Consider the following 23,545-nt stretch of genomic DNA (forward strand, 5'->3'; position numbering starts at 1 on the left):
AAACCAGGGAGTCACCCCATGCAGCGTCGTACGTTATTGAAAGCCAGCCTCACCGCCGCCGCCGCCCTCAGCCTTCCGCTGAGCGTGCGTTCGGCATTCGCCGCCGAGCCCTTTACCTTTTACGGCCTCAAGTCCATGTCTGGCGCCTTTGCCAGCTATGGCAAATTTGCCGACATGGGTTCACGCCTGGCGGTGCAACAACACCCCGACTTGCTCGGCCGCCCGCTGAACTACAAGGTCATCGATACCGAAGGCAACGCCGGCAAGGCGGTGCGCAAGGTGCAAGAGGCCATCGCGCAGGACGGCGCACGGTTCTTCCAGGGCTGCACGCTGTCGTCTTCCGCCCTGGCGGTAGCCAAGGAAGTGGACAAGGTCGGCGGCGTGTTCATGACCCCGGTGGGCGCCGATGAAGTCACAGGCAAGGACTGCAACAAGGCGACCTTCCGCTGGTCAGTGCCCACCTACGGTGCGATCCGCGAAACCATGGTGCCGCTGATCAAGTTGCTGCCGGACGCCAAGCGCTGGTACACCATCACCCCGCAATACGTGTTCGGCGAAGCCTTGCTCGAAGGGGCCAAAAACGTGCTCAAGGAACATAGCCTGGAACACGTGGGCAACAGCTACCACTCACTGCAGGAACAGGAGTTTTCCGGTTACCTGACCAACGCCATTTCCACCAAGCCCGATGTGCTGGTGCTGCTCAACTTTGGCAGCCAATCGTCCAACACCCTGCGCCAGGCCGTGAACTTCGGCATCAAGGAGCGCATGAAGGTATTGCTGGTGTGGTCTGCCGGCCTGGATCAGTTCCAGGAACTGGGCAGCGATGTGCTCGAAGGCGTGTACCTGGGCGCACAGTACTGGCACCAGGTCGACACCCCGCTCAATCGTGAGTTGGTCAAGCTGACCCAGGCCACCTACGGCATCAACCCCACCTACCCGCTGGCCGCCGACTACATCAGCACCAAAGTCATGCTCGACACCATCATCGCCACCGGCAGTTTCGACGGCCCGACCGTAGCCAAGGCCCTGCAAGGCTTGAGCTACGAAGGCCCGACCGGCAAAGAGTCGATCCGCGCCGGCGACCACCAGGTGATCAAGGATTACTACCTGCTGATCGGCAAGGCCAGCGGCGACATGGCCGACAAGGACGACCTGGCCAAAGTGCTCAGCGCTGGCCAGTCGTTCCCCGCAGTCGAGGCGACGGGCTGCACACTCGGCTGACCGCTTAACTTTTGTCGCGCAGGGCCGCGCAAGCGGCCACCTGCGGAGGGTGCCTGCATGCTTAATCTGTACCTGTTCCAGATCCTCAACGGCCTTGGGTTAGGGATGATCTACTTCCTGATCGCGGTGGGGCTGACGATCATTTTCGGCCTGCTCAACTTCGTCAACTTCGCCCACGGCGCGTTCTTCCTGCTCGGCGCCTACATCTGCTACACCGCGGTAAGCCTCACCGGCAGCTTCTGGCTGGCGTTGCTGATCGCGCCGTTGGTGGTGGCTGCGTTGGCCTGGGTGATTGAGCGCTTGTTGATCCAGCGTATCTACCACTTGCCGCACATGTTCCAGATTCTGGTGACCTTGGGGATCGCTCTGATCATCCAGGAAGCCAGCGTGATGATCTGGGGCCCGGTGGGCAAAAGCGTCGCCGTGCCGGAACTGTTGCGCGGCGTGCTGGTAGTGGGTGATTTTGTCTATCCCTACTACCGCCTGTTCCTCATCGTGTTTTCCGGGCTGGTGGGCCTGGGCCTGTGGCTGCTGCTGGAGCGCACGCGCTTCGGTGCTCTGGTGCGCGCCGGCAGTGAAAGCACCGAAACCGTGTCGCTACTGGGCACCAATATCTTCCGCCTGTTCTCCATGACCTTCGCCCTCGGCGTCGCCCTGGCCGGTGTCGCCGGGGTGTTGTTCGCGCCCTTGCGCGGCGCCCAGCCCTTCGTCGGCCCGGAGATTCTCGGCATCGCCTTCGTGGTGGTGGTGATCGGCGGCATGGGCTCGTTCAGCGGTGCGCTGGTCGGCGGTTTGCTGGTGGGCGTGGTGCAAAGCCTGATGACCACACTCTGGCCCCAGGGTGCGAGCCTGATGATCTACGGCGCCATGGCCGTGGTGATCCTGGTACGCCCTTACGGCCTGTTCGGGAGAGCCTGACATGAGCGAGAAAAACCCCCTGCCGTTTGCCAAGACCCAATCCAGAGCCATGTTGCTGTGGGTGCTGGCCGTGCTGATCGGCCTGCCGCTGGTGTTGCCCTCGGCGACCCTGGCCACCGAGATCCTGATCTTTGCCATGGCCGCCCTGGCCTGCAACCTGCTGCTGGGCTATACCGGGCTGCTGTCCTTCGGCCAAGGCATCTTCTTTGGTGCCGGTGCTTATTGTGCGGCGCTGTTGATGATCCACCTGCAACTGGGCCTGTTCATGGCGTTGCTGGGCGCGGCGCTGGCCGGTGGCGTGCTGGCTTTGCTGGTGGGTGCCCTGGCGATTCGGCGAACGGGCATTTACTTCGTGATGCTCACGTTGGCGTTCAGCCAGATGGCCTACTTCGTCGCCTACACCCTGAGCGACTGGACCGGCGGCGACAACGGCCTGCTCAGCGTGCCACGCCCGGAAATTCGTGTGGGTGACACCGTGCTGCTGTCCCTGGCCGATGCCCGCGCCTTCTACGGTTTTGTCGCGGTGCTGTTCCTGCTGATTTTCATCGGCGCACGCCGGGTGATCGCCTCGCCGTTCGGCAGCACGCTGATGGCGATCCGCGAGAATGAAACCCGCGCCTCGGCCATCGGCTACGACACGCGTCACTTCAAGATCCTGGTGTTCGTGCTGTCCGGCGCGGTCACCGGGATTGCCGGGGCGCTGTACGCCATGCTGTTGCACTTTGTGCCGCTGTCGAATATCGACCTGGCGATGTCCGAGAACATCCTGATCATGACCATCGTCGGCGGCACCGGCTCGCTGTTCGGCTCACTGCTGGGCGCCGGTTCCATCGTGCTGCTGGGTGACTTTCTCTCCGATCTGTGGCCGCGCTGGCTGATGCTGCTGGGGGTGATCCTGATCCTGGTGGTGATCTTCATGCGCGGCGGTTTGTGGGGCGGCTTGGCGTCGCTGTTCGAAAAGCTGCGCGGCACGCGCAAACCCGCAGTCGTCGCCAAGGAGGACGGGCTATGAGTATCTTGCTGGAAACCCAGAACCTGGAGCTGGCCTACGGCGCGTTCCATGCGGTCAATGGCGTCAACCTCAAGGTCGAAGCCGGCACCATCCACACCATCATCGGCCCCAATGGCGCCGGCAAGACTAGCCTGTTTCATTGCCTGACGGGCGAACGCCAGGCCACCGCCGGAGCGATCCATTTCGACGGCAAGAACCTGATGCGCAAGCCCGCCCACGGCCGCGTCGGCCTGGGCATGGCGCGTTCGTTCCAGCTCACCAGCCTGTTCCAGAACCTCAGCGTGCGCGAAAACCTGCGCCTGGCCGCCCAGGGCCGCGATGGCTCGCGTGCCTTGAACTTCTGGCGTCGGGTGGACAGCCAGCGCGAACACCTGGAGATGGCCGACCAGGTGCTGGAACGCCTGCAACTCACGGCCCGCGCCGACACCCTGGCCGGTGAGTTGTCCCACGGCCAGCAACGGGTACTGGAGGTGGGCATGTCGATCTGCTCCAAACCCAAACTGTTGATGCTCGACGAGCCCACCTCGGGCATGGGCATCGACGATATCCCGATCATGACCCAACTGATCAGCGACCTTGGGCGCGACCATACGGTGCTGTTGATCGAACACAACATGAGCATCGTCATGTCCATCAGCCAACGCATCACGGTGATGAGCCATGGGCAGATTCTGGTGGAAGGCACGCCGGAGTTCGTGCGCGCCGATGAACGTGTGCGTACTGCCTATCTTGGGGAGGCTGCCTGATGCTGATCGTCGAGAATATCCATTCCTACTACGACAAGAGCCATGTGCTGGAGGGCGTGTCGCTGAGCGTCAATCCTGGCGAACTGGTGACCCTGCTGGGCCGTAACGGTGCCGGCAAGACCACCACCCTGCGTAGCATCCTCGGCATCATCTGCCCGCGCCAGGGCCAGATCCACTTCAACGGCCAGGCGTTGGTGGGGCAGAAGATTTTCGAAATTGCGCGCCAGGGCTTGGCGCTGGTGCCGGAAAACCGCGGGATTTTCCGCCTGCTGACGGTGGAAGAAAACCTGCGCATCGCCGCCCGCAAACACAGCCGCTGGCAACTGGAAGACGTGTACGCCATGTTCCCGCGCCTCAAGGAGCGGCGCAAAAACGCCGGCCATGCGTTGTCCGGCGGCGAACAACAGATGCTCGCCATCGCCCGCGCCCTGCTGAACGACCCCAAGCTGCTGATCCTCGACGAACCCACTGAAGGCCTGGCCCCGGTGATCGTTGACGAGCTGGTGAAGATCCTGCGCAAGGTCAAGGACGAGGGCCTGCCGGTGTTGCTGGTGGAACAGAACCTGATGGTCTGCGACAAGCTCGCCGACCGCCATTACGTGCTCGAACAGGGCCGCGTGGTGTACGAAGGCAGCGCCGCTGACTTCCGCGCCGACCCGACGATCAAAAACCGTTACCTGGCCTTGAGTGCCTGAGTGGAGATTCCTGATGAATAGTCTTGCGCAACCGCTCCAGAGCAATGCCCCGCTGATCAACCGCGACCGCTTGTGGCAGTCGCTGATGGACCTGGCCCGGCTCGGCGCCACGGCCAAGGGCGGCGTGTGTCGCCTGGCCCTCACCGACCTGGACCGCCGGGCCCGCGACCTGTTTGTGCAGTGGTGCGAGGCCGCCGGGTGCAGCATCAGTGTGGATGCCATCGGCAATATCTTCGCCCGCCGTCCTGGCCGCAACCCCGCCCTGCCCCCGGTCATGACCGGCAGCCATATCGACACCCAGCCCACCGGCGGCAAGTTCGACGGTTGCTACGGGGTAATGGCCGGGCTGGAAGTGATCCGCACGCTCAATGACTTGCAGATCGAAACCCAGGCGCCCATCGAAGTGGTGGTGTGGACCAACGAAGAAGGCTCGCGCTTCCCGCCGTGCATGATGGGCTCCGGGGTATTTGCCGGGAAGTTCGACCTGCAGGACACCCTCGACAAGCGCGACGACCAGGGCCTGTCGGTAGGCAGCGAATTGCAGCGCATCGGCTATGCCGGTTCGCGTGCGGTGCTGGGCCATCCGGTGGGCGCTTATTTCGAAGCGCATATCGAGCAAGGCCCGGTGCTGGAGGACCAGGCCATTACCCTGGGCGTGGTGATGGGCTGCCTGGGCCAGAAGTGGTTCGACCTGACTCTCACCGGCGTAGAGGCGCATGCGGGCCCTACGCCCATGCACCTGCGCAAGGATGCCCTGGTGGGCGCTGCCGAGGTGGTCAGCGCGGTCAACCGTATCGCCCATCAGCATCAGCCTCACGCCTGCGGCACCGTCGGCTGCCTGAACCTGCACCCTGGCTCGCGCAACGTGATCCCCGGCCAGGTGCACATGACCATCGACCTGCGTCACCTGCACGCCGACAAGCTGCAAGCCATGGTCGATGAAGTGCGTAGCGTGATCGAGGACTCCACTGCCCGCAACGGCTTGACGTTTGAACTGACGCCCACCGCCGACTTCCCGCCGCTGGACTTTCACCCGACCTGCGTCAACGCCGTGCGCGAGGCTGCCCAGGCATTGGGCTTGAGCCATATGGACATTGTCAGCGGTGCCGGGCATGACGCGATCTTCGTCGCTGAACTGGGCCCGGCCGGGATGATCTTTGTGCCGTGCGAAGGCGGCATCAGCCATAACGAAATCGAAAACGCCGCGCCGGATGACCTGGCGGCGGGTTGCGCGGTGTTGCTGCGCGCCATGGTCAAGGCGGCACAGGGGGATGTGGCATGAGCGAGATTGGCCAACTGACAGCGGTGCAACTGTTGCAGCACTTTCGCGACAAGACCTTGTCGCCCGTGGAGGTCACCGAAGACGCGTTGCTGCGCATCGAGCGCTATAACCCGGTGGTGAATGCCTACTGCCATGTCGACCCGCAAGGCGCCTTGGACGCTGCGCGGGCGTCGGAACAACGCTGGCTCAAGGGCGAACCCTGCGGGGCGCTGGATGGCGTGCCGGCGTCGATCAAAGACCTAACGCTGACGGTCGGTATGCCCACGCGCAAAGGCTCGCGCACCTCCAGTGCCGAGGGCCCGTGGGACGTGGACGCGCCCTTCTCGGCCTTCATGCGCAAGGCCGGCGCGGTGCTGCTGGGCAAGACCACCACCCCGGAATTCGGCTGGAAAGGCGTCACCGATAACCCGCTGTATGGCATCACCCGCAACCCGTGGGACACGCGCACCACCGCCGGTGGCTCGTCCGGGGGCGCCGCTGCGGCGGCGGCATTGAACCTGGGCGTGCTGCACCAGGGCAGCGACGCCGGCGGCTCGATCCGTATTCCCTGTGCGTTTACTGGCACCTTCGGGATCAAGCCGACTTTCGGCTATGTACCGCAATGGCCGGCCAGTTCCATGACGATTCTGTCGCACCTGGGGCCGATGACGCGCACCGTGGAAGACAGCGTGCTGATGCTGCAAGCCGTGGCGCAGCCGGATGCGCGAGATGGCTTGATCGGCGCGCCAAGGACCAGGCCCTGGCTCGCTCCAGGAACGGACTTGAAGGGGTTGCGTATCGCCTATAGCCCCACGTTCGGCTATGTGAAAGTCGACCCGCAAGTTGCCCAGGTAGTGGATCGGGCTGTGCAGGGCCTGGTGCAACTGGGCGCCCATGTCGAGCAGATCGACCCCGGTTTCAGCGACCCGCTGGAGGTGTTCAGCACCCTATGGGCTGCCGGCGCAGCACGCCTGACCGGCACGATGAGCGAGGCGCAAAGGCAACTTCTGGACCCAGGGCTGCTACGCATTGCACAACGGGGCGAGCGCTTGAGCCTGGATGATTTCAACGCAGCCCTGGAAGCCCGGGCGGCGCTGGTCGCACGGATGGCGGCTTTCCATGAGCATTACGATGTGCTGGTGTCACCGATGATGCCGATCACCGCGTTCGAAGCCGGGCACAACGTACCGCCGGGTTCGGGAATGACTGAGTGGATGGAATGGACGCCGTTCACCTACCCGTTCAACCTCACCCAGCAACCGGCGGCGTCAGTGCCCTGCGGGTTGGCGGCAAATGGCTTGCCAGTGGGCTTGCATGTGGTGGGCGCGCGGTTTGCCGATGAACAGGTACTTAGGGTGTGTCACGCGTATGCACAGGCATTCCCCACAGCGCACTTGCACACACCGAAAATCCCGACCTGAAATACCTACAACTGTGGGAGCTGGCTTGCCTGCGATAGCGCTGGTTCAATCAGCACATTGACCTCTGACACACCGCCGTCGCAGCTTCTACACAATTTTGTAGGTTGTAGCAGCCAACGGTAACCACGATGCGAAGCGAGCCGCTCTTGATCTGCTTTTGATCTTGATCTCAGGCGCCCCGTTAAACCACGCTGGCCGGAATTCGACAGGGATTTGGGGGGTAAACCGGCAGGGATGCCGGTTTAGCCGCCGTCAGGGCGGAACCCTAAGTGGCCGTTACCGCAGCAATGGATATGTACACCATCCAACTGTGTTGACTGCCAGGCCGTCTTCGCGAGCAAGCCCGCTCCCACAGTTTGACTGCGGGGTGTCAGGTAGATAAGCGTCGGCGTTCAGGTCGCTATCGCAGGCAAGCCAGCTCCCACAGGTTTGACCGCATTCCTTTACACTGTCTTCCATTCATCCCCGGGGGCTTCATGGACATCGAACTGGCACGCACCTTCCTCGAAATCACCCGCTGCGGCAGCCTGGCCGCAGCGGCCGAGAAACTGCACGTCACCCAGACCGCTATCACCGCTCGTGTCAAAAACCTTGAGAACCAGCTCGGCTGCACGCTGTTTGTGCGCAACCGTGCCGGTGCGCGGCTGACCGCCGACGGCGAGGCCTTCGTGGTGTACGCCAACCAGTTGCTGCAGACCTGGGAAGCGGCGCGACGCGACCTGCCGTTGCCCGATGGCTATCGCAATGTGCTGCATATCGGCGGAGAGGTCAGCCTGTGCAACCCATTGATGCTCGGCTGGGCCAAGGCGCTGCGCGAGCACATTCCGGGGCACGCGCTGCGCACCGAGGTGCGTGAAGGCGAGTACCTGCTGCGCCAACTGGAGTTGGGTGTGCTCGACGCCGCCTTGGTGTTCCAGCCGCAATACTGGCCGGGCTTGCAGGTGGAGCAGGTGCTGGAAGAAAAACTGATCCTGGTGCAATTGGCGAGCAAACCCTCGCCTTACGTGTATATCGACTGGGGCCAGGGTTTTCGCCAGCAACACGACGCCGCCCTGCCCGACCGTGCGCGTGCCGCGCTGAGTTTCAACCTGGGGCCGCTGGCGTTGCAGTACATTCTGGAAAACGGCGGTGCCGGCTACTTCCGCACACGGGTGGTGCAAAGCTACCTGGACAGCGGCGTGATGCAGCGCGTGCCCAAGGCGCCGGAATTCAGCTTTCCGACCTACCTGGTGTACTCGCGGGCGCGGGATTCGGCGGTGTTGCAGCAAGCCCTGGAACTGCTACGCGCGGTGGTGAAGGTCGAAGGCGACTGGTCGCAACGCTGGGATCCGCTGATTTGAATCACTCTACATCTGCGCACATGCTAGCCTGCTGGTGTTTCCTCTCGCAGCCTTACCGATGAACAAGAAAAAGTCCGTCACCATCAGCGACATTGCCAAACGGGTCGGCATGACCACCATTACGGTGTCCCGGGCCCTGAGCAAACCCGACCTGGTCAAACCCGCCACCCTGGCGCGCATTCTTGAAGTGGCTCGCGAGCTCGACTACGTGCCCAACGCCTTCGCCCGTGGGCTCAAGCGCAGTGAAAGCCTGATCCTCGGGGTCATCACCGCATCGGTAGACAACCCGTTCTACAGCGAGATGATCAAGGCCATTTCCCGCGAGGCGAAAAAGCACGGCTACACCATCATGCTGGTGGACACCGATGAACTTGAAGAACTCGAAAGCAAGGCAGTCGATACCCTCCTGGGCTACCGCGTGGCGGGGATCATCCTGTCGCCGGTTTCCGACGAGCCAAGCTACCAGCCCGACTACCTGGAGCGCCTGGGCAACGGCAAGACCCCGGTGGTACTGCTCGATCGCACGATCCACGACAGCCCGTTCAGCCGTGTTGTGCTCGACAACTACCACAGCGGCCTGCAAGCCGCGCACTACCTGTTACGCCAAACCCCGAACCTCAAGCGCCTGCTGGTGCTGACCGGCCCCGAGCACTCGCGCATCAGCGTGGAGCGCCTCAAGGGCCTGCGCGAAGTGCTGGCCGAGCACCCCGACATTCAGGTCGAGGTGCAGGCGGGCGACTACACGCTGATGCCGGCTTATTTACATACTCTCGACTACCTGGCCGCACACTCGGCGCCGGATGCGATCATGGGCTTCAACCAGTTGATCACCCTGGGCGCCCTGCGCGCCTTGCGCATGCACAACATCGCCCATGACAGCCTGACCATCTGTGGCATCGACCGCCTGCCCTTTGCCGATATCTTCGGCGTGCCCATCGCTTGCGTAGCCCATGATGCATCCCTGGCCGGCAGCAGTGCCGTGCGCCTGCTACTTGACCGCCTGCAAGACCCGCACAAGCCACGGGACAAAGTGGTCATCGCCGGGCAGTTGGAAAACGGCTAGCGGCTGGTGTAGCCGCCGTCCACCGGCAGGCTGACGCCACTGATCATGCTCGCCGCGTCGCTAAGCAAAAACAGCACCGGTAGCGCCACTTCCGCCGGTTGCGCAAAACGCCCCAAAGGAATCGCTGCCAGCGCCGGGTCGCGCTTGGCCGGGTCGGACCAGGCCATGGCCGCCATCGGCGTCAAGGTCACGGTGGGGTTGACGCTGTTGACGCGTATGCGAAAACGGCCCCACTCGGCGCATTGCACGCGGGTGATCGCATCCAGTGCAGCCTTGGAGGCGCAGTAGCTCAGGTGATCGTCCAGCGCCACCAACGACGCCTGACTGGAGACGTTGACGATGCTGCCCGCCATGTTCGCTTCGATCATCTTTGCCGCGACCCGGCTGGCCACTTGCGCAGCGGCGCGGGCGTTGACGCTCATCACCTGGTCGAAGGCGCTGGCGCTGATGGCCGCGGCAGGCTCCAGGCGTGAGATACCGGCGCAGTTGACCAGACCGTGCAGAGGCGGCAAATCTTGCAGGGTTTTGTCGAGGGCGACGCTGTCAGCGATATCTACGCACAGGGTGTGGCACCCCAATGCAGCCAACGCCTGGGCATCGCGACCGAGAGCGAAGACTTCAGCGCCGCTGGCGATCAGTTGCTGGGCAATTTCGCGACCGATGCCGCTGCTGGCACCAGTGACGAGGATGCGCTGGTGCGAGAAGTCGAAGGTGGTGGTCATAAATAAAGATCTCAAAACCAATGAAGACCCACTGTGGGAGCTGGCTTGCCTGCGATAGCGGTGTATCAGCTCCCGATAAGGAGACTGACACTCCGCTATCGCAGGCAAGCCAGCTCCCACATTTTTGGACTGTGTTGAATCAGGTGGCTTGCAGGTTGTGCATGACCGGTTTCAGGGCCGGATACAGCTTCAGGTACTCGGCAAACGCCCGGTCATAGGTCATGACATTCTCCCGCTTGGGCTGCGCCCGCAGTTGCAACTGCACCCAACCCGTGTCCATCTGCCCATCACTCACCAGCCCCACCGTATGCGCCGCCAACAACGCCGCGCCCAGGGCCGCTTCTACCTCTTGCACGATGGTGTACACCGGATAGCGTGTGACGTCGGCGATGATCTGCATCCACAGGTCCGAATGGCTCGCCCCGCCCACCACAATCAAGCGCGGGTCCAGGGAATGCGCGCCCTGGCTGCCCGCTTCGATATTGTGGCGCAGGGCAAAACTCACGCCCTCCAGCACCGCGCGGTACAGGTGAAAGCGGCTGTGGTAGAGGTTGAGCCCGACAAAACTGCCGCTGGCGCGGTCATCCCACACCGGGCTGCGCTCGCCCATCAAGTAAGGCAAAAACACCACGCCTTCGCTGCCTGCCGGAATCTTCATCGCGCTCTGCTCCAGCAGCGCCAGGCTGTCTTGCCCCGTGGCCTGGGCCTGCTGTTCTTCGGCCTGGCAGAACTGCTCGCGAAACCAGCTGACCGAGGCCCCGGCGGTGATCGCACCGCCGAAGATGTACAGGTCGCGGTGGCCGTTGTAGACGTGGGGCATGCTCACCAAACCGTGACGTGCATCCACCTGCTGGTTCAGATAGCCCCAGCACATGCTGGTGCCGATCATCGCCACATGATTGCCTGGCTGAGTGACACCCGCCGCCAGGGTCGCCATGGCCGCGTCCACGCCCCCAGCGAGGATCGGCGTGCCCGCCTGCAAGCCAAGGCGTGCGGCCCAGTCTGCAAGCAAACCACCCACCACCTCGCCGGAATACAGCAACCGCTGGGGCATCATCGACAGCGCGATACCCAACGCCTCCAGCATCTCGCCTGACCAGTTGCGCGCCGCCACGTCGTAGACACCACCGATATTCCCGGCGCTGCTGTGGTCCACCGCCAACTCGCCGGTCAGGCACCAATTGATGTAGCTGTTGGGCGGCAACAGGTAACGGGTATCCGCCCACACCTGAGGCTGGTGCTGCTTGAGCCAGAGCATCTTGGTGAAGCCGTAGTAGCTGTCCACCGAGTTGCCGGTGATGGCGAACAAGCGCTCCAGGTCCACATGCTCACGCACCCAGGCCACCTGCTCGCCGGCGCGGCGGTCCATCCAGATCAGGCACGGGTACAGCGGCGTCATCTGCGCATCCACAGCAATGCCCGAACCACCGTACAAACTGCTGATGCACAGCGCCTTGACCAGCGGCGCCGGCACCCCGGCCTTGGCCATGCACTGGGCCACGCAAGTTTCGACAGCATCCAGCCACACCTGCGGCCACTGCTCGGCCCAGCGCACTTTCGGGGTGTCCACCCGGTAGCCGTGGCTATGCTGGGCGATGATCGTGCCTTGGGCATCCACCAGCAGCGCCTTGGTGCTCTGGGTGCCAATGTCTACACCGATGACGTAGTCCATCTCAGAGCACCGGCTTCAACAGCACCTTGATCGACTTGGTCGAATTGGCCAGTTCAAACGCCTCGGCCCAGTCGTCCAGCGGGAAATCATGGGTGACGATGCCTTGGGAGGTGACCAGGCCACGCTCGAACAGGTCGATGGCGATCGGGTAGCAATACGGGCCCAGGTGCGCGCCGCGCACGTCGAGCTCCTTGCGGTCGCCGATGATCGACCAGTCCACACTGGTCTCGGCGCCAAACACGCTGAACTCGACAAAGCGCCCGAGCTTGCGGATCAGGTCCAGGCCCTGGGTGACGCCGGCCGGTACGCCGGTGGTTTCGATATAGACGTCACAGCCGTAGTTGTCCGTCAGCCCGTTGATGATCTCGCGAGCGTTGTCACGGGCGGGGTTGATCACCACATCGGCGCCGAACTTTTTCGCCAGTTCCAGGCGCTCGTCGACCATGTCGATCACCACCAGTTTTTTCGGGGTCTTCAGCGCGGCGACCTGGACCATGCACAGGCCAAGGGTACCCGCGCCGGCAATCACCACCACGTCGTCGAGCTGGATATCGCCACGGTTGACGGTATGGATCGAGCAGGCCATCGGCTCCACCAGCGCCGAGTCTTCAAGGGACACCGATTCGGGGATCTTGTGCACGATGGCGGTCTTGGGAATGCGCATGTACTGGGCCATGCCGCCTTCGGCCACTTCGCGCTGGAAGCCGAAGATGTTGTGCACTTCGCACATCCAGTATTTGCCTGATTTGCAGAAGCGGCATTTGCCACACGGCACGATCTGTTCGGCGATGACCTTGTCACCGACCTTGACCTCAAAGTGCTCCTCGGCGCCCTCGCCGGCTTCGACCACGTAGCCGAAAAATTCGTGGCCCGGTACTACCGGCGCCTTGACCCAGGGGTTGTCGCCGCCCCAGAACATCGCCGCGCCCGAGTGGCACTTGCAGTCACTGGCGCAGATGCCGCAGGCGGCGATACGGATCACCAGCTCATTGGTACGCGCCTGGGGTTTGCCGATGCGCTCCAGGCGGTAGTCTTTCGGGCCGTGGCAGACGACGGCTTGCATGTGAGTGTGCTTGTCCATGTGTTCGGTCCTGTGTAGTGAGGTATTAACGATGGCGCTGACGGCTGATGAAAATCGCCAGCAAGATGATCCCGCCCTTGATCACGCTCTGGACGTAGGGCGACACGCCAAGCATGTTCAAACCGTTGTTCAACACGCCCAGCAGCATGGCGCCGAGCAAGGTGCCGATGATCACTCCGCGGCCGCCGGCAATCGACGCACCACCCAGTACCACGGCGGCAATCGCATCCAGCTCGAACGACACGCCGGCATTCGGCTGGCCGCTCATCAAGCGCGAGGTGAGCACCAGCCCGGCAATCGCGGCGGTGAAGCCGCTGATGCCATACACCAGCAGCTTGAAACGCGCCGCTCGCACCCCGGACAAGCGCACCGCTTCTTCATTGCCGCCGATGGCGTAGATGTAGCGGCCGATGCGGGTGTGTTGCAGCAGCACATAGGCCGCCAGGTAGGTGATCAGCATGATCAGGATCGGCACCTGCAGGCCAAACACACTGGCGCGACCGAAGAATGCGAACCACTCTGGCAAGCCGGAAATCGGATAGCCGTCGGTGTACATCAGCCCGAACCCACGGGCGATGCCCATGGTCGCCAGGGTGACGATGATCGGCGGCATATGCAGGTACGCCACGAACAGCCCGTTGCCGATGCCGAAGGCCACGCCCACCAGCAGCCCCATGCCAATCGCCAGGCCCGGCGGCAACCCGGCGACCATCAGCCCGGCGGTCAAGGTGCCGGACAACGCCATCACCGGCCCCACCGACAAGTCGATACCGCCGGTGAGAATCACGCAGGTCATGCCCACCGCGATGATGGCGTTGATCGACACCTGGCGGGCGATGTTGGAGAGATTGCTGGCAGTGAGGAAGGTGTCACTGGCGAGGATCATCACCAGGGTCACCACCACCAGCCCGACAAAGGGATAAAACGCCGGCGAACGCAGCAGCCGCGCCAGGTTCAGGCGCAAGCGGCCGGTGCCGACGGTGTTAATGGACGTATTCACTTGAGCCCCCTGTTGCATGGCGCATGACCTCTTGAGGATTGACGGCGGACGCTTCCAGTACCTTGACGATGGCGCCCTTGTGGAACACGGCGACGCGGTCGCACATGCCGATGACTTCGGGCAGCTCGGAGGAAATCATGATGATCGCGTAGCCCTGTTCGGTGAGGCTGCGCATCAACGCGTAGATCTGCGCCTTGGCCCCCACGTCGATGCCGCGTGTGGGTTCGTCGAACACCAGCACGTCGCAGTGGTGGTTGATCCAGCGGGCGATCACGACTTTTTGCTGGTTGCCGCCGCTGAGGTTCACCACAAGGCTTTCGCCACTGGGCGCCTTGATCGACAGCTGGCGCATCAGCGCTTCGACGCTGGCGCACTCGCGGGCCTTGTCGATCAGGCCCGAGGCGTGCTGATACTTGGGCAAATTGTTCAGGGAGATATTTTCGCGAATGCTGAAGGCGGTGATCAGCCCTTCGCTCTTGCGGCTTTCGGGGAGCAGGCCGATGCCGTGGGCCAGGGCTTGAGCCGGGTCATCGAGGCTGACTTTTTCCCCGCGCAGCCACACGTCTTTGCTCATCGTGGGCAGCGCGCCCATCATGCCCAGGGCCAGCTCGGTGCGGCCCGAGCCCACCAGGCCGGCGAAGCCCAGGATCTCGCCTTTGTGCAAATTGAAACGGTTGTGGGGGCCGTTGCGCACCAGCTGGATATCCTTGACCTCCAGCAGCAAGGGGCCGCGTTCGCTGCTGGGTTTGGGCGGGAAACTGCATTCCAGTCGGCGGCCGACCATCATCTCGACCAAGTGATCGATATCGCTGTCGGCCACTTCGGTAACGCCTGCATTGCTGCCGTCGCGCAGGACGCTGATGCGGTCGCAGACCTGGAAAATCTCTTCCAGATGGTGCGAGATAAAAATCACCGCCACGCCTTGGCGCTTGAGTTCGCGCATGATCTCGAACAGCAACTCGGCCTCACTGGGAGTCAGTGTCGCGGTCGGCTCATCGAGCACCAGCAGGCGTGCATCCAGGGCCAGGGCCTTGGCGATTTCGACAAACTGCTGCTCGGCCACGCTCAGGTGCTTGACCGCGCAGTGCAGGTCAATGCTGACCCCGAGGCGCTGGAACAACGCCTGCGCGGCCTCGGCCATTTCGCGTTTGCGCAACAGGCCGAAGCGGTTGCTCAGCTCATGGCCAAGGAAGATATTTTCTACCGCCGTGAGGTAGGGAATCAGGCTGAATTCCTGGAACACAATGCCAATCCCGGCGGCAATCGCATCCCGATAGGTCGCAAATTGTCGGGCCTGCCCATCGATAAGGATCTGCCCTTCGTCCTGGTGCTCGACCCCGCCCAGAATCTTCATCAGGGTGGATTTGCCCGCGCCATTTTCCCCGAGCAAGGCGTGGATTTCGCCGCGCTCCACTTGCAGGTTGATGGCCTTGAGGGCCTGCACCCCAGGGTAACGCTTACAGATGTTTTCCAGCTTCAGAAGACTGCTCATACCGCCGACCTCGCACTCAGAAGGAAGACCTGGGCCCCACGAACTACGCGGGGCCTGGGGGGTTTACCAGCTGAAGTCCTTGGCCTTGGCCTGGTCGATCAGGGTGATGTCCACCGGCACGCTGGCCGGTACTTGGGCGCCCCACTTCTTGGCCAGGGCAATGCCCAGGGCGAGGCTGATCTGGTCGCGGGGGTATTGGGCCGAGGTGGCGATGAAATGGCTGCCGGGTTTCTGGATCGCCTTGATCGCTTCCGGCGCACCGTCGACGCTGACCAGCTTCACGTCCATACCGCTGGCTTCGATGGCCGACAGCGCGCCGAGGGAGCCATTGTCATTCACGCTGAAAATGCCCTTGAGGGTAGGCTGGGCCTGCAACATGTTTTCGGTGACGGTCAGGGCCTGATCGCGTTCCTGTTTGCCGTTCTGGATGCTGACAATCTTGATGTCCGGGTGCTTGGCCACCGCCTCTTTGCAGCCGCGCACACGTTCGAGGATCGGCACCACGGCGATGCCGTCAAGGATAGCGATATTGCCTTTGTCACCGATGGTTTTAGCCAGGTACTCACAGGCCTGGAAACCAGCGTCGAAGTTCTTCGAGCCCACGAACGAATCCAACGGGCCATCTGCCTGGGCATCCACCGCCACCACTACGACGCCGGCAGCATGGGCCGACTTGACGGCCGATTGCACGCCGACGGAGTCAGTGGGGTTGATCAACAGGATATCGATGCCCTTTTGCAGCATGTCTTCGACATCACTGACCTGCTTGGACACGTCGTGGCGGGCGTCAGTGATGATCAACTTGGCACCGATGGTCGCGCCGGCTTCTTCCAGGGCGTTTTTCATGGTGACGAAATAGGGGTTGTTGATTTCCTGGAACGAGGCGCCGATGCGGATGGGCTTGGCGGCGTCGGCAAACGCGGGGGTCGCGCTGCCCAGGGTGATGCTGGCAGCCAGTAAACACAGGGTTTTTGGGAGCATTTTCATGGCGTGGGTCTCTGTTTTGTTTTTATTTTTAGAGCAAATGTTATCGTTAACATTTTGCCAGAAGCTAACAATTAATTCAGACCTGTGCAAGCCTCCACTGGTCGGTCTCGGGCAAAAATATGTGAGCTGGCTTGCCTGCGATAGCGCAGTGTCAGTCTACTGATCTGGCCCTGATACACCGCCATCGCAGGCAAGCCAGCTCCCACAGGGCGATGAGGTGGTCAGTAAAAACTCGCACATCCGCTTACGCCAACTAAGCTCAGCCTCAAATAAAAACACAGCGAGCAGCCGGCCATGCCCCACCCGACCGAGACTTTCCGCGACCGTTACCGCGCAAGCGTCAACCCGCGTTACAACCCCTGGCTGCACGCCGCATTCGTGCTTGGCTACGGCATCGCCTGCATCACGCTGGCCTGGTCCTCCACCGCCGATATCACCGCCCTCCAGTGGCTGACCGTGCCCTTGAGCCTGCTGTTTTTCAACCTGTGTATCTATCTCGTGCACCGCCACCTGGGCCATCACAAACATGCCTTCGCCCGGCTGTTCTACGCACGCCACACTGGCGACCACCACAGCTTCTTCACCCCTGATCACATGACTTACGACAGCCCCCGGGACTGGCGTGTCATCCTGTTTCCAGCCTGGCTGATCGTGCTGCACAGCCTGGCCATCACCCTCCCCGCCTGGTGGCTGCTCAGCCAACTGAGCGCCAACGTTGCCGGGTTGTTTGCCGGGTGCATGATCCTCGGTTACCTGCTCTACGAAGTGTTCCACGCCTGCGAACACCTGCCTGCCGAACACCCGGTGGCGCGCCTGCCTTGGATTCGCCAGATGCACCGCCTGCACGCCTTGCACCACCGTCGTGAGCTGATGCAGGGACGTAACTTCAACATCGTGCTGCCGTTGATGGACTATCTATTTGGCACTTTGCATTGGGAACCCGCGGTAAAAAAAAGGGGCAGTCCAACTGGACTGCCCCCCGCTTCACACACATAGATCAATCAGCGCACGATAGTCTGGCTGCAGATGTGGCCGAGGCTGACGTATTGGACGGTATTGCCACCCACGCCCACACCAGGGAACTCCCTGAGCTCGATGCGCCAGCCGCCCTCGTTGAACCAGGTTTCCCAGTTGTAGGTCTGGCCCGAGGCGCTGTCCGGGTAGCGCACTTTGTAGTCCCCAGAGCAGGTGCCCAGCGCGACATTCCCCGAGGCCGCGCCGGTGATGCCAGTCTTGGCCTCATAGTCGACCCAGTTGTAAGTGGCGCCAAAATGCTTGTCGACCCGCAGTACAGGAGTGACGCCGCGCAGGGGCTCGCCAGTGCTGTCTGACCACTGGGTGCTCCAGCTCAGATTGCGAGCCGCCTGGGTGGCCAGTTGGAAGATCGAGCTGGGAATCCGCACCACGTTATCGCCGTTCACATTGTGCTGGTTCAGGCGTGGCGCCGAGCCGAGGGTCAGCTTGTATTGAGCCTGAGGGTTCAATGCCACCGCCGGGTTGGCCCGCACGCGCACCTTGACCGTGTAGCCCGGCGTCAGGTTGGGATAGGTAGAAGTAGAGCCCTGCGGGACTTCCACCCACTGGGTGCCATCGAACCGTTCGAAGATCCACTGGTTACGCGTGCCCGCACCGTCATCGCCCAGGAACATGCCCACACCTTGGCCACGCAACGAGACGAAGGAGAAGTAATCCACGTCATTGACGCTGTCGAGGTTACCGGTCACCTGGTTCAAGGCATCCGGCAGCGCGAACGCGGTTTGCTCAGTGTCGTTGGGCTCGTAGGCATCAATATTGCTGTCCACTGCCACACCGAAACTGAACTGCGAGTTGCTCGCGGCATTGGCCACCATGAACCAGTAGTAGTCACCAGCCGGCAACACGCCGTTGAGGTATTCATCGGCACTGCCGGGGTTATCCGAGGTGCCCAACGGCGTCAGGTTGCCTTGGCCGTCGTCATGGAACAGCGTCAACGACATATCCGTGCCGGCACTCTGGTTCAGCAGCTGCACCTGGATTCGCGCGTTTTTCGGCAGGTTGAAGTGGTAAGCGATTTGCGCGCCGGTCTCCACACCGGTGAGAGTGTAAAGCGTGTTGATATCCAAGGTGGGAAACAACGGCGTGAAGGCTGCAACCGCGGCCTGTTTCATGTGCGCCGAGTCAGGTTTTTCCAGCTGGCCAACCGGGGAGTCGATCGCCACATTACCGACGGCTGCCTTGCTTTTTTTGACGACGTTGGACTGCCCGGTCTTGGCGGCATTGAGCTTTTGCTTGAGCTCGCCCGAGACGCTGGCCTTTTCCAGCGTACCGCCAGGTTTCAACGCTTTGTCCACGGCCTGCTTGACCGCCTGCGCGCTGAGTTTTGCCGGGGTTTGCTCGGCCAGGGCAAAGGCCGAAACGAAGCAAGAGGCCGCCATGGCCGCGCCCAGAATGAAGGCTTTTTTCGATTTCATTTTTTATCCATCCATAGTTAAAAAATTGAAGCTCAGGTAACCGGTGACATCCGGTCACCTGGGATGGACTGTAGGACAATACTGTATGCATGTACAGTATTTTTTAAAAAATCTGTGGGAGTATTACCCGTCGAGTCGTAGGGAAAAATTAACTCAGCTGTAGCCTCCTAGTAGCCCGTCATCTCCAAATACCCCACCCCACCCTCAAACCGCACCGGCCCTTCCCAGTACGGAATACCCAGGTCCATCCACGCCTTCGGGTTGACGGCTTCGGTGGTGATGTCCAGCTGTTTGCCGGGAATTTTCAGCGACCAGCGTGTGGGAATGTTGCGCCCGTCGATGGCCGTGGTGGTCAGCGGTGTGAGTTGGATGTCGCTGTTGTGCAAGGTCTGGGTGTGGCCCTGGGCGTCGATCCAGGTGCCGGTGAGGTAACCGTCGCTGTCTTTCTGCCGCACGCGAAACAGCATCAGTTGCGCGCCGCGGTCCAGGTGCAGGGAGAACCAGTCCCAGCCGGTCTGGCTGGCGGCCAGGGGTTGGCTGCTCCACTCGCGGTCGAGCCAGGCTGGGCCGCTGACCTGGTAGGTATGGCCGTCGAGGCTGACGCTGCCGTTGGCAGTGAAAAACGGCTGGCTGTAGTAGTACGACGCCTGGCCCTGGTCGGATTTGCGGCTGTAGCCATGGTCGCCTTGCAGCACCAGCGGGCGGCTGGAGGTCAGGTGCAGATCGTAGGCAAATTGCGCGCCACTGGCCTTGAGTCGCATGTCGGCCAAGGGGCTGGCGGTGCCGGGGCGGCTGGCGAAGTTCCAGTCGTCGATCCAGGCGTTGAATGGCTCTGCCTGAGCCCCAGCCTGGCCGACGCCACCCCGAGCCAGGCGTTCGGCGGCGTAGTGCCGGGTGGCCGAGGTGACGGCGGCGTGGCCGAGCCACACGGTTGAATCGCGCCAGCCCGGTTGGACGGGACCGGCCTTCAATGCGTTGCGAAACAGCGTCCATTGCACGCCGAAGACATTGCCTTCGTCATCCTTGAGGTTGGCCGTGACGTACCACCATTCGATACGAAAGCCGTCATGGGGCCCGTGGTCCTCGGGAAAGCTGAAGACTTTGCCGGGCACCACCTGGGCAAAGTCCGCCGCATCGCTGCCCAGCCCGGCGAAACTGTCCTCGGGTGCGGGCGCCTGGTCGCAGCCGCTCAGCAGTAACCAGGCGATGCACGCCAATGCCTTAATCTTCATGGGCGAACGTCCTCAACAAATCCGCCGGGCGGCTGCGGTACAGCTGCCAGAGGGGCCAGGCCGACGCGAGCAAGGTGGCAAGCATCGCCAGCCCCAGCAATTGCGCAAGCTGCCCGGGGAATACTTGCAACGGCAGGCGCCAGCCGAAGGCCTGCACGTTGATCACCGCATCCAGGCACCACGCCAGCAACAGCCCCAGCGGCAACGCCAGGATCAATGTGAGTACCGCCAGCAGCCAGGTCTGGCCGAGGTTGAGCAGCATCAATTGTCGGCGCGTCACGCCCAGCGCCCACAGCGGCGCGAGTTGGCCGAGGCGGCTTTGGCTCTGGGTCAGCAAGCTGATGAACAATGCCACGCCGGCGACGCCAAGGGTCAGGCTGTTCAACGCCGCGGTGGCGGCGAAGGTGCGTTCGAAGACTTGGCTGGACCACCCTTTGAGTTGCTGTTGATCGACGATGCGGCTGTCTTCCAGGGCGAACTCACGCTGCACTTCACGAATCAGCGGCGGCACGTCAGCGGGCGCCACCCGCAGGTTGAAGCGCGCCGGTGAGAGCGTCGGCCAATGCGCCAACAGGTGCTGGACATTGACCAGCAGATGGCCCTTGGGGTTGCCGTAGTCGGCATAGATGCCGACGATCTTCGGCGCCCAGGTGCCCTGCGGAGTGGGGATGGACACCGTGTCGCCCAGTTGCACCTTCAGGCGTCGCGCCAGTTGTTCGCTGAGCATCAGGCTGTCGTCTTGCAGCAAGCGGTCCCAGGGCGCGTCCACCGCCTCCAGCAGCGGCCAGTGTTGACGATAAGTGGGGTTGTCGACCACGCCGAACACCTCCGCGGGCCAGCCTTGCAGTTGCACCGCCACCTGCCAGGCGGGCAATACGGCCTGCACCAGGGGCTGACGGGTCAACCACGTTTTCAGTTGCTCGGCCTGCTGCGGATTTTGCGGGTTGAGGTACAGCTCGGCGGTGAGGCGTTGCTCCAGCCAATGGGTGAAGGTCTGGCGAAAGCCCGAGGTCATGGAGCCGGCGCCGATATTCGCCGCCAGGGCCAACAGCAACGCCATCAGCGCCAGGCTCAAGGCCGGCAGTTGTTGGCGGCAATCGGCCAGGAACCACTGGCCCAGTACCGAGCGACTACGCCCCAGCACGGCTTTCAATAACCCATTGAGCAGCACCGGTAGTGCCAACGCCGCGCCCAACAGCAAGGCCGCCATCAGCACAAACCCGGCGGCCAGGCTATCGCCCAGCCACAGTGCCAGCAACGCGATCAGCAAGGCGGCGGATGCCACCCAGCCCTGGCGCCGCAGCCAGCGCCCATGGGCTTGATGCCAGGCTTGGGCGTTGGCCAGCGCGAGTAACGGCAAACGCGCTGCGCGCCACAGGCTGCTGGCTCCGGCGAGCAACGCGCCGAGCAGGCTCACGCCCAGGCCGGCCAGCCACCACCAGGGGCTCAAGTTCAATTGGCCAGCGACTTCGGCGCCGTACAGGCCACGCAAACTGGCGGCGACATCCGGCAGCAACAGGCTGGCCAGCAGGTAGCCGCTGGCGATACCGAGCACACCGCTCAACACCGCCAAACACCCCAATTCAATGCCCAGGCTCAGGATCAACATGCGTGCGCTGACCCCACAGGCGCGCAAGGTTCGCAGCAGGCCACGGCGCTGTTCCAGGGCCAGGCCGATGGCCGCATGCACGATAAACAACCCCACCACAAAGGATAAAAAACCCACCGCATCCAGGTTCAGGTGAAAGCTCTCGGTGAGGCGTGACAGGTTGTTGTCCTCGCCCTGCTTGAGTTGCAACGCGGCGGGTGGCGCGGGGTGGCGGGCGGCGAAGGTGTTGTCCAACAGTAAGCGCGACAGGCGCCCGGGCATGTTGAGCAGGGGTTGGGCAAAGCCGATATCGGTCAGCAGCAGGCCGGGCGCCATATCGGCCTGTACATGCAACGGTGGCAGGCGTTGCCCGGTGGACGTCAGCGGCTGCTCGCCCGCCTGCAACCCCAGCGCCTCTAACGTTTGCGCAGCGACCCAGGTACGCCCCGGCGGCTCGAAAAACGCCAGCATCTGCGCCTGGCTCAAGCGTTGCCCCGCCACGCTGCCGCTGCCGGGCAACGACACAGGGTCGATGCCCATCAATTGCAGACGCTGTTGCTCATGTCCCTTGAGCACCACCCGCCCCTGCACCACCGGGGATACCGGCCAGCCGGCGCGGCGCAGCTCGGCAAACAGTGCCTGGGGGAAACTGGCGGCGTCCGGCGCAACCAGGCTGGCTTGGGGTTCGCCACCGATCAATTGGCTGGCGCGTGCGTAGCTGTCCCGCGCCTGGCTGTTGAGGGCCTGCACGCCGGTCAGTAGCGCGGTGGCCAGCCACAAGCCGGTGAGCACGCTGAAAAATTGCACCGGATGGCGCCGCCAGTGGCTCAGCAATGCGCGTAGCGTCCAGTAAAACAGCGCCATTTCAGCGCGCGTCCATTGGCACGACACGGCCACGGTGCAGCACCACTTGCCGGTCAAGCCGTGCGGCCAGGCGCGGGCTGTGGGTGACCATCAGCAGGCTGGTGGGGCTGTCCCGCAGCAGGTCCAACAGCAGTTGCAGCACTTCATCGCTGGTGGCTTCGTCGAGGTTGCCGGTGGGCTCATCGGCCAGCAACAAACCCGGTCGCGAGGCCAGCGCCCGCCCGACGGCAACCCGTTGCTGCTGGCCACCGGAGAGTTGCTCGGGGTAACGCCGGAGCAAGTCGCCCAGTCCCAGGCGCTCCACCAATTGCGCTTGCCAGTGCGGGTCGAAACGCCCCGCCAGCCGCGCCTGGAACGCCAGGTTGTCTTCCACGCGCAAGCTGCCGATGAGGTTGAACTGCTGGAAGACCAGACCGATTTGCGTGCGGCGCCAATGGGCCAGTTGCCCTTCGTTGAGTTGGTCGAGGCGCTGCTCGCCGATGCGGATGCTGCCGGCGTCCACTCGGTCCAGCCCGGCTACCAGGTGCAGCAAGGTGCTTTTGCCACTGCCCGATTCGCCCATCAGCGCCAGGCTGCTGCGCTCACCCAGGTGCAGGTCGACGCCGGCCAGGACGGTCAGCGGGCCTTGCGGGGTCGCGTAGTTTTTAACAACACCTTGCACCTGCAACATAAGAACGCTCATCTGAAGGACCAGCAACGAGAATAACGGCTGACGCTCCTGCCCACGCAAATTTTTCACATGGATTTCACCGTCTGCCCATCCACCGAACTTTAAAGTGC

20 protein-coding genes are annotated in these 23,545 nt (G+C 62.8%); 10 read left to right on the top strand and 10 right to left on the bottom strand.

What is annotated here, in order from left to right; all coding sequences use genetic code 11:
- Positions 1–18: 18 nt before the first annotated feature.
- The 9 genes from MHH62_RS13470 to MHH62_RS13510 all read left to right on the top strand — a co-directional run bounded on the left by MHH62_RS13470 (position 19) and on the right by MHH62_RS13510 (position 9,677).
- A complete protein-coding gene (locus MHH62_RS13470; RefSeq protein WP_038450627.1) occupies positions 19–1,221 on the top strand; it encodes an ABC transporter substrate-binding protein in 1,203 nt (400 codons plus the stop codon).
- A gap of 57 nt (positions 1,222–1,278) precedes the next feature.
- Positions 1,279–2,139 carry a branched-chain amino acid ABC transporter permease gene (locus MHH62_RS13475; RefSeq protein WP_020301305.1) on the top strand — a complete coding sequence of 287 codons (861 nt, stop codon included), beginning with the start codon at positions 1,279–1,281 and terminating at the stop codon, positions 2,137–2,139.
- A 1-nt stretch (position 2,140) separates the two neighbouring features.
- Entirely contained in the window at positions 2,141–3,151 is a 1,011-nt protein-coding gene (locus MHH62_RS13480) for a branched-chain amino acid ABC transporter permease (protein ID WP_032902364.1), read from the top strand.
- Positions 3,148–3,897, top strand: a complete 750-nt coding sequence (locus MHH62_RS13485) for an ABC transporter ATP-binding protein (RefSeq protein ID WP_014719039.1) — start codon at positions 3,148–3,150, stop codon at positions 3,895–3,897. The genes MHH62_RS13480 and MHH62_RS13485 overlap by 4 nt, the downstream gene beginning before the upstream one ends.
- Positions 3,897–4,592 carry an ABC transporter ATP-binding protein gene (locus tag MHH62_RS13490; protein WP_003192343.1) on the top strand — a complete coding sequence of 232 codons (696 nt, stop codon included), beginning with the start codon at positions 3,897–3,899 and terminating at the stop codon, positions 4,590–4,592. Before MHH62_RS13485 ends, MHH62_RS13490 begins: the two co-directional genes overlap by 1 nt.
- 13 nt (positions 4,593–4,605) lie before the next feature.
- Positions 4,606–5,874: a Zn-dependent hydrolase gene (locus MHH62_RS13495; protein ID WP_339233023.1), complete on the top strand. Its 1,269-nt coding sequence runs from the start codon at positions 4,606–4,608 to the stop codon at positions 5,872–5,874.
- Positions 5,871–7,274: an amidase gene (locus tag MHH62_RS13500; protein ID WP_339233024.1), complete on the top strand. Its 1,404-nt coding sequence runs from the start codon at positions 5,871–5,873 to the stop codon at positions 7,272–7,274. The genes MHH62_RS13495 and MHH62_RS13500 overlap by 4 nt, the downstream gene beginning before the upstream one ends.
- Positions 7,275–7,750: 476 nt before the next feature.
- Positions 7,751–8,614 carry a LysR family transcriptional regulator gene (locus MHH62_RS13505; RefSeq protein WP_339230951.1) on the top strand — a complete coding sequence of 288 codons (864 nt, stop codon included), beginning with the start codon at positions 7,751–7,753 and terminating at the stop codon, positions 8,612–8,614.
- Between the two features lie 58 nt (positions 8,615–8,672).
- Positions 8,673–9,677 carry a LacI family DNA-binding transcriptional regulator gene (locus MHH62_RS13510; RefSeq protein ID WP_014719043.1) on the top strand — a complete coding sequence of 335 codons (1,005 nt, stop codon included), beginning with the start codon at positions 8,673–8,675 and terminating at the stop codon, positions 9,675–9,677.
- On the opposite strand, the gene MHH62_RS13515 is transcribed toward MHH62_RS13510, so the two are convergent.
- The 6 genes from MHH62_RS13515 to MHH62_RS13540 form a co-directional block, all read right to left on the bottom strand.
- Positions 9,674–10,399: an SDR family oxidoreductase gene (locus MHH62_RS13515; protein WP_014719044.1), complete on the bottom strand. Its 726-nt coding sequence runs from the start codon at positions 10,397–10,399 to the stop codon at positions 9,674–9,676. The genes MHH62_RS13510 and MHH62_RS13515 overlap by 4 nt on opposite strands.
- Positions 10,400–10,538: 139 nt before the next feature.
- On the bottom strand, positions 10,539–12,071 hold the full coding sequence (locus tag MHH62_RS13520; RefSeq protein WP_339230954.1) for an FGGY-family carbohydrate kinase: 1,533 nt from the start codon (positions 12,069–12,071) through the stop codon (positions 10,539–10,541).
- A 1-nt stretch (position 12,072) separates the two neighbouring features.
- Positions 12,073–13,152, bottom strand: a complete 1,080-nt coding sequence (locus tag MHH62_RS13525; protein ID WP_014719046.1) for an erythritol/L-threitol dehydrogenase — start codon at positions 13,150–13,152, stop codon at positions 12,073–12,075.
- 25 nt (positions 13,153–13,177) lie between these two features.
- The gene (locus MHH62_RS13530; RefSeq protein ID WP_339230957.1) at positions 13,178–14,170 is read right to left on the bottom strand and encodes a ribose ABC transporter permease; all 993 of its coding nucleotides are present in this window, start codon (positions 14,168–14,170) and stop codon (positions 13,178–13,180) included.
- Positions 14,136–15,644 carry a sugar ABC transporter ATP-binding protein gene (locus MHH62_RS13535; RefSeq protein WP_019821216.1) on the bottom strand — a complete coding sequence of 503 codons (1,509 nt, stop codon included), beginning with the start codon at positions 15,642–15,644 and terminating at the stop codon, positions 14,136–14,138. The genes MHH62_RS13530 and MHH62_RS13535 overlap by 35 nt, the downstream gene beginning before the upstream one ends.
- Positions 15,645–15,707: 63 nt before the next feature.
- Entirely contained in the window at positions 15,708–16,631 is a 924-nt protein-coding gene (locus tag MHH62_RS13540; protein WP_339230960.1) for a substrate-binding domain-containing protein, read from the bottom strand.
- Positions 16,632–16,925: 294 nt separating this feature from the next.
- Here MHH62_RS13540 and MHH62_RS13545 point away from each other — a divergent pair, with 294 nt between their 5' ends.
- A complete protein-coding gene (locus MHH62_RS13545; protein WP_339230962.1) occupies positions 16,926–17,627 on the top strand; it encodes a sterol desaturase family protein in 702 nt (233 codons plus the stop codon).
- 5 nt (positions 17,628–17,632) lie between these two features.
- On the opposite strand, the gene MHH62_RS13550 is transcribed toward MHH62_RS13545, so the two are convergent.
- The 4 genes from MHH62_RS13550 to MHH62_RS13565 form a co-directional block, all read right to left on the bottom strand.
- Positions 17,633–19,081, bottom strand: coding sequence for a hypothetical protein (locus MHH62_RS13550; RefSeq protein WP_020301315.1), 1,449 nt, complete (start codon positions 19,079–19,081; stop codon positions 17,633–17,635).
- Between the two features lie 167 nt (positions 19,082–19,248).
- On the bottom strand, positions 19,249–20,313 hold the full coding sequence (locus MHH62_RS13555; RefSeq protein ID WP_020301316.1) for a lipocalin-like domain-containing protein: 1,065 nt from the start codon (positions 20,311–20,313) through the stop codon (positions 19,249–19,251).
- The gene (locus MHH62_RS13560) at positions 20,303–22,765 is read right to left on the bottom strand and encodes an FtsX-like permease family protein (protein WP_339230966.1); all 2,463 of its coding nucleotides are present in this window, start codon (positions 22,763–22,765) and stop codon (positions 20,303–20,305) included. Before MHH62_RS13560 ends, MHH62_RS13555 begins: the two co-directional genes overlap by 11 nt.
- A gap of 1 nt (position 22,766) precedes the next feature.
- Complete coding sequence (locus MHH62_RS13565; RefSeq protein ID WP_020301318.1) at positions 22,767–23,435, bottom strand: ABC transporter ATP-binding protein; 669 nt, start codon at positions 23,433–23,435, stop codon at positions 22,767–22,769.
- Between the last annotated feature and the right edge of the window lie 110 nt (positions 23,436–23,545).

The organism is Pseudomonas sp. FSL L8-0168 (assembly GCF_037976155.1).
Lineage (GTDB): Bacteria > Pseudomonadota > Gammaproteobacteria > Pseudomonadales > Pseudomonadaceae > Aquipseudomonas > Aquipseudomonas paracarnis.

Excerpts from the sequence above, each read along its gene's own strand:
- MHH62_RS13485 (WP_014719039.1), top strand. The coding sequence starts at position 3,148 with ATGAGTATCTTGCTGGAAACCCAGAACCTGGAGCTGGCCTACGGCGCG.
- MHH62_RS13530 (WP_339230957.1), bottom strand. The coding sequence starts at position 14,170 with ATGCAACAGGGGGCTCAAGTGAATACGTCCATTAACACCGTCGGCACC.
- MHH62_RS13560 (WP_339230966.1), bottom strand. The coding sequence starts at position 22,765 with ATGGCGCTGTTTTACTGGACGCTACGCGCATTGCTGAGCCACTGGCGG.
- MHH62_RS13490 (WP_003192343.1), top strand. The coding sequence starts at position 3,897 with ATGCTGATCGTCGAGAATATCCATTCCTACTACGACAAGAGCCATGTG.
- MHH62_RS13475 (WP_020301305.1), top strand. The coding sequence starts at position 1,279 with ATGCTTAATCTGTACCTGTTCCAGATCCTCAACGGCCTTGGGTTAGGG.
- MHH62_RS13470 (WP_038450627.1), top strand. The coding sequence starts at position 19 with ATGCAGCGTCGTACGTTATTGAAAGCCAGCCTCACCGCCGCCGCCGCC.
- MHH62_RS13540 (WP_339230960.1), bottom strand. The coding sequence starts at position 16,631 with ATGAAAATGCTCCCAAAAACCCTGTGTTTACTGGCTGCCAGCATCACC.
- MHH62_RS13545 (WP_339230962.1), top strand. The coding sequence starts at position 16,926 with ATGCCCCACCCGACCGAGACTTTCCGCGACCGTTACCGCGCAAGCGTC.
- MHH62_RS13510 (WP_014719043.1), top strand. The coding sequence starts at position 8,673 with ATGAACAAGAAAAAGTCCGTCACCATCAGCGACATTGCCAAACGGGTC.
- MHH62_RS13520 (WP_339230954.1), bottom strand. The coding sequence starts at position 12,071 with ATGGACTACGTCATCGGTGTAGACATTGGCACCCAGAGCACCAAGGCG.
- MHH62_RS13565 (WP_020301318.1), bottom strand. The coding sequence starts at position 23,435 with ATGTTGCAGGTGCAAGGTGTTGTTAAAAACTACGCGACCCCGCAAGGC.
- MHH62_RS13500 (WP_339233024.1), top strand. The coding sequence starts at position 5,871 with ATGAGCGAGATTGGCCAACTGACAGCGGTGCAACTGTTGCAGCACTTT.
- MHH62_RS13480 (WP_032902364.1), top strand. The coding sequence starts at position 2,141 with ATGAGCGAGAAAAACCCCCTGCCGTTTGCCAAGACCCAATCCAGAGCC.
- MHH62_RS13555 (WP_020301316.1), bottom strand. The coding sequence starts at position 20,313 with ATGAAGATTAAGGCATTGGCGTGCATCGCCTGGTTACTGCTGAGCGGC.
- MHH62_RS13515 (WP_014719044.1), bottom strand. The coding sequence starts at position 10,399 with ATGACCACCACCTTCGACTTCTCGCACCAGCGCATCCTCGTCACTGGT.
- MHH62_RS13505 (WP_339230951.1), top strand. The coding sequence starts at position 7,751 with ATGGACATCGAACTGGCACGCACCTTCCTCGAAATCACCCGCTGCGGC.
- MHH62_RS13495 (WP_339233023.1), top strand. The coding sequence starts at position 4,606 with ATGAATAGTCTTGCGCAACCGCTCCAGAGCAATGCCCCGCTGATCAAC.
- MHH62_RS13550 (WP_020301315.1), bottom strand. The coding sequence starts at position 19,081 with ATGAAATCGAAAAAAGCCTTCATTCTGGGCGCGGCCATGGCGGCCTCT.
- MHH62_RS13535 (WP_019821216.1), bottom strand. The coding sequence starts at position 15,644 with ATGAGCAGTCTTCTGAAGCTGGAAAACATCTGTAAGCGTTACCCTGGG.
- MHH62_RS13525 (WP_014719046.1), bottom strand. The coding sequence starts at position 13,152 with ATGGACAAGCACACTCACATGCAAGCCGTCGTCTGCCACGGCCCGAAA.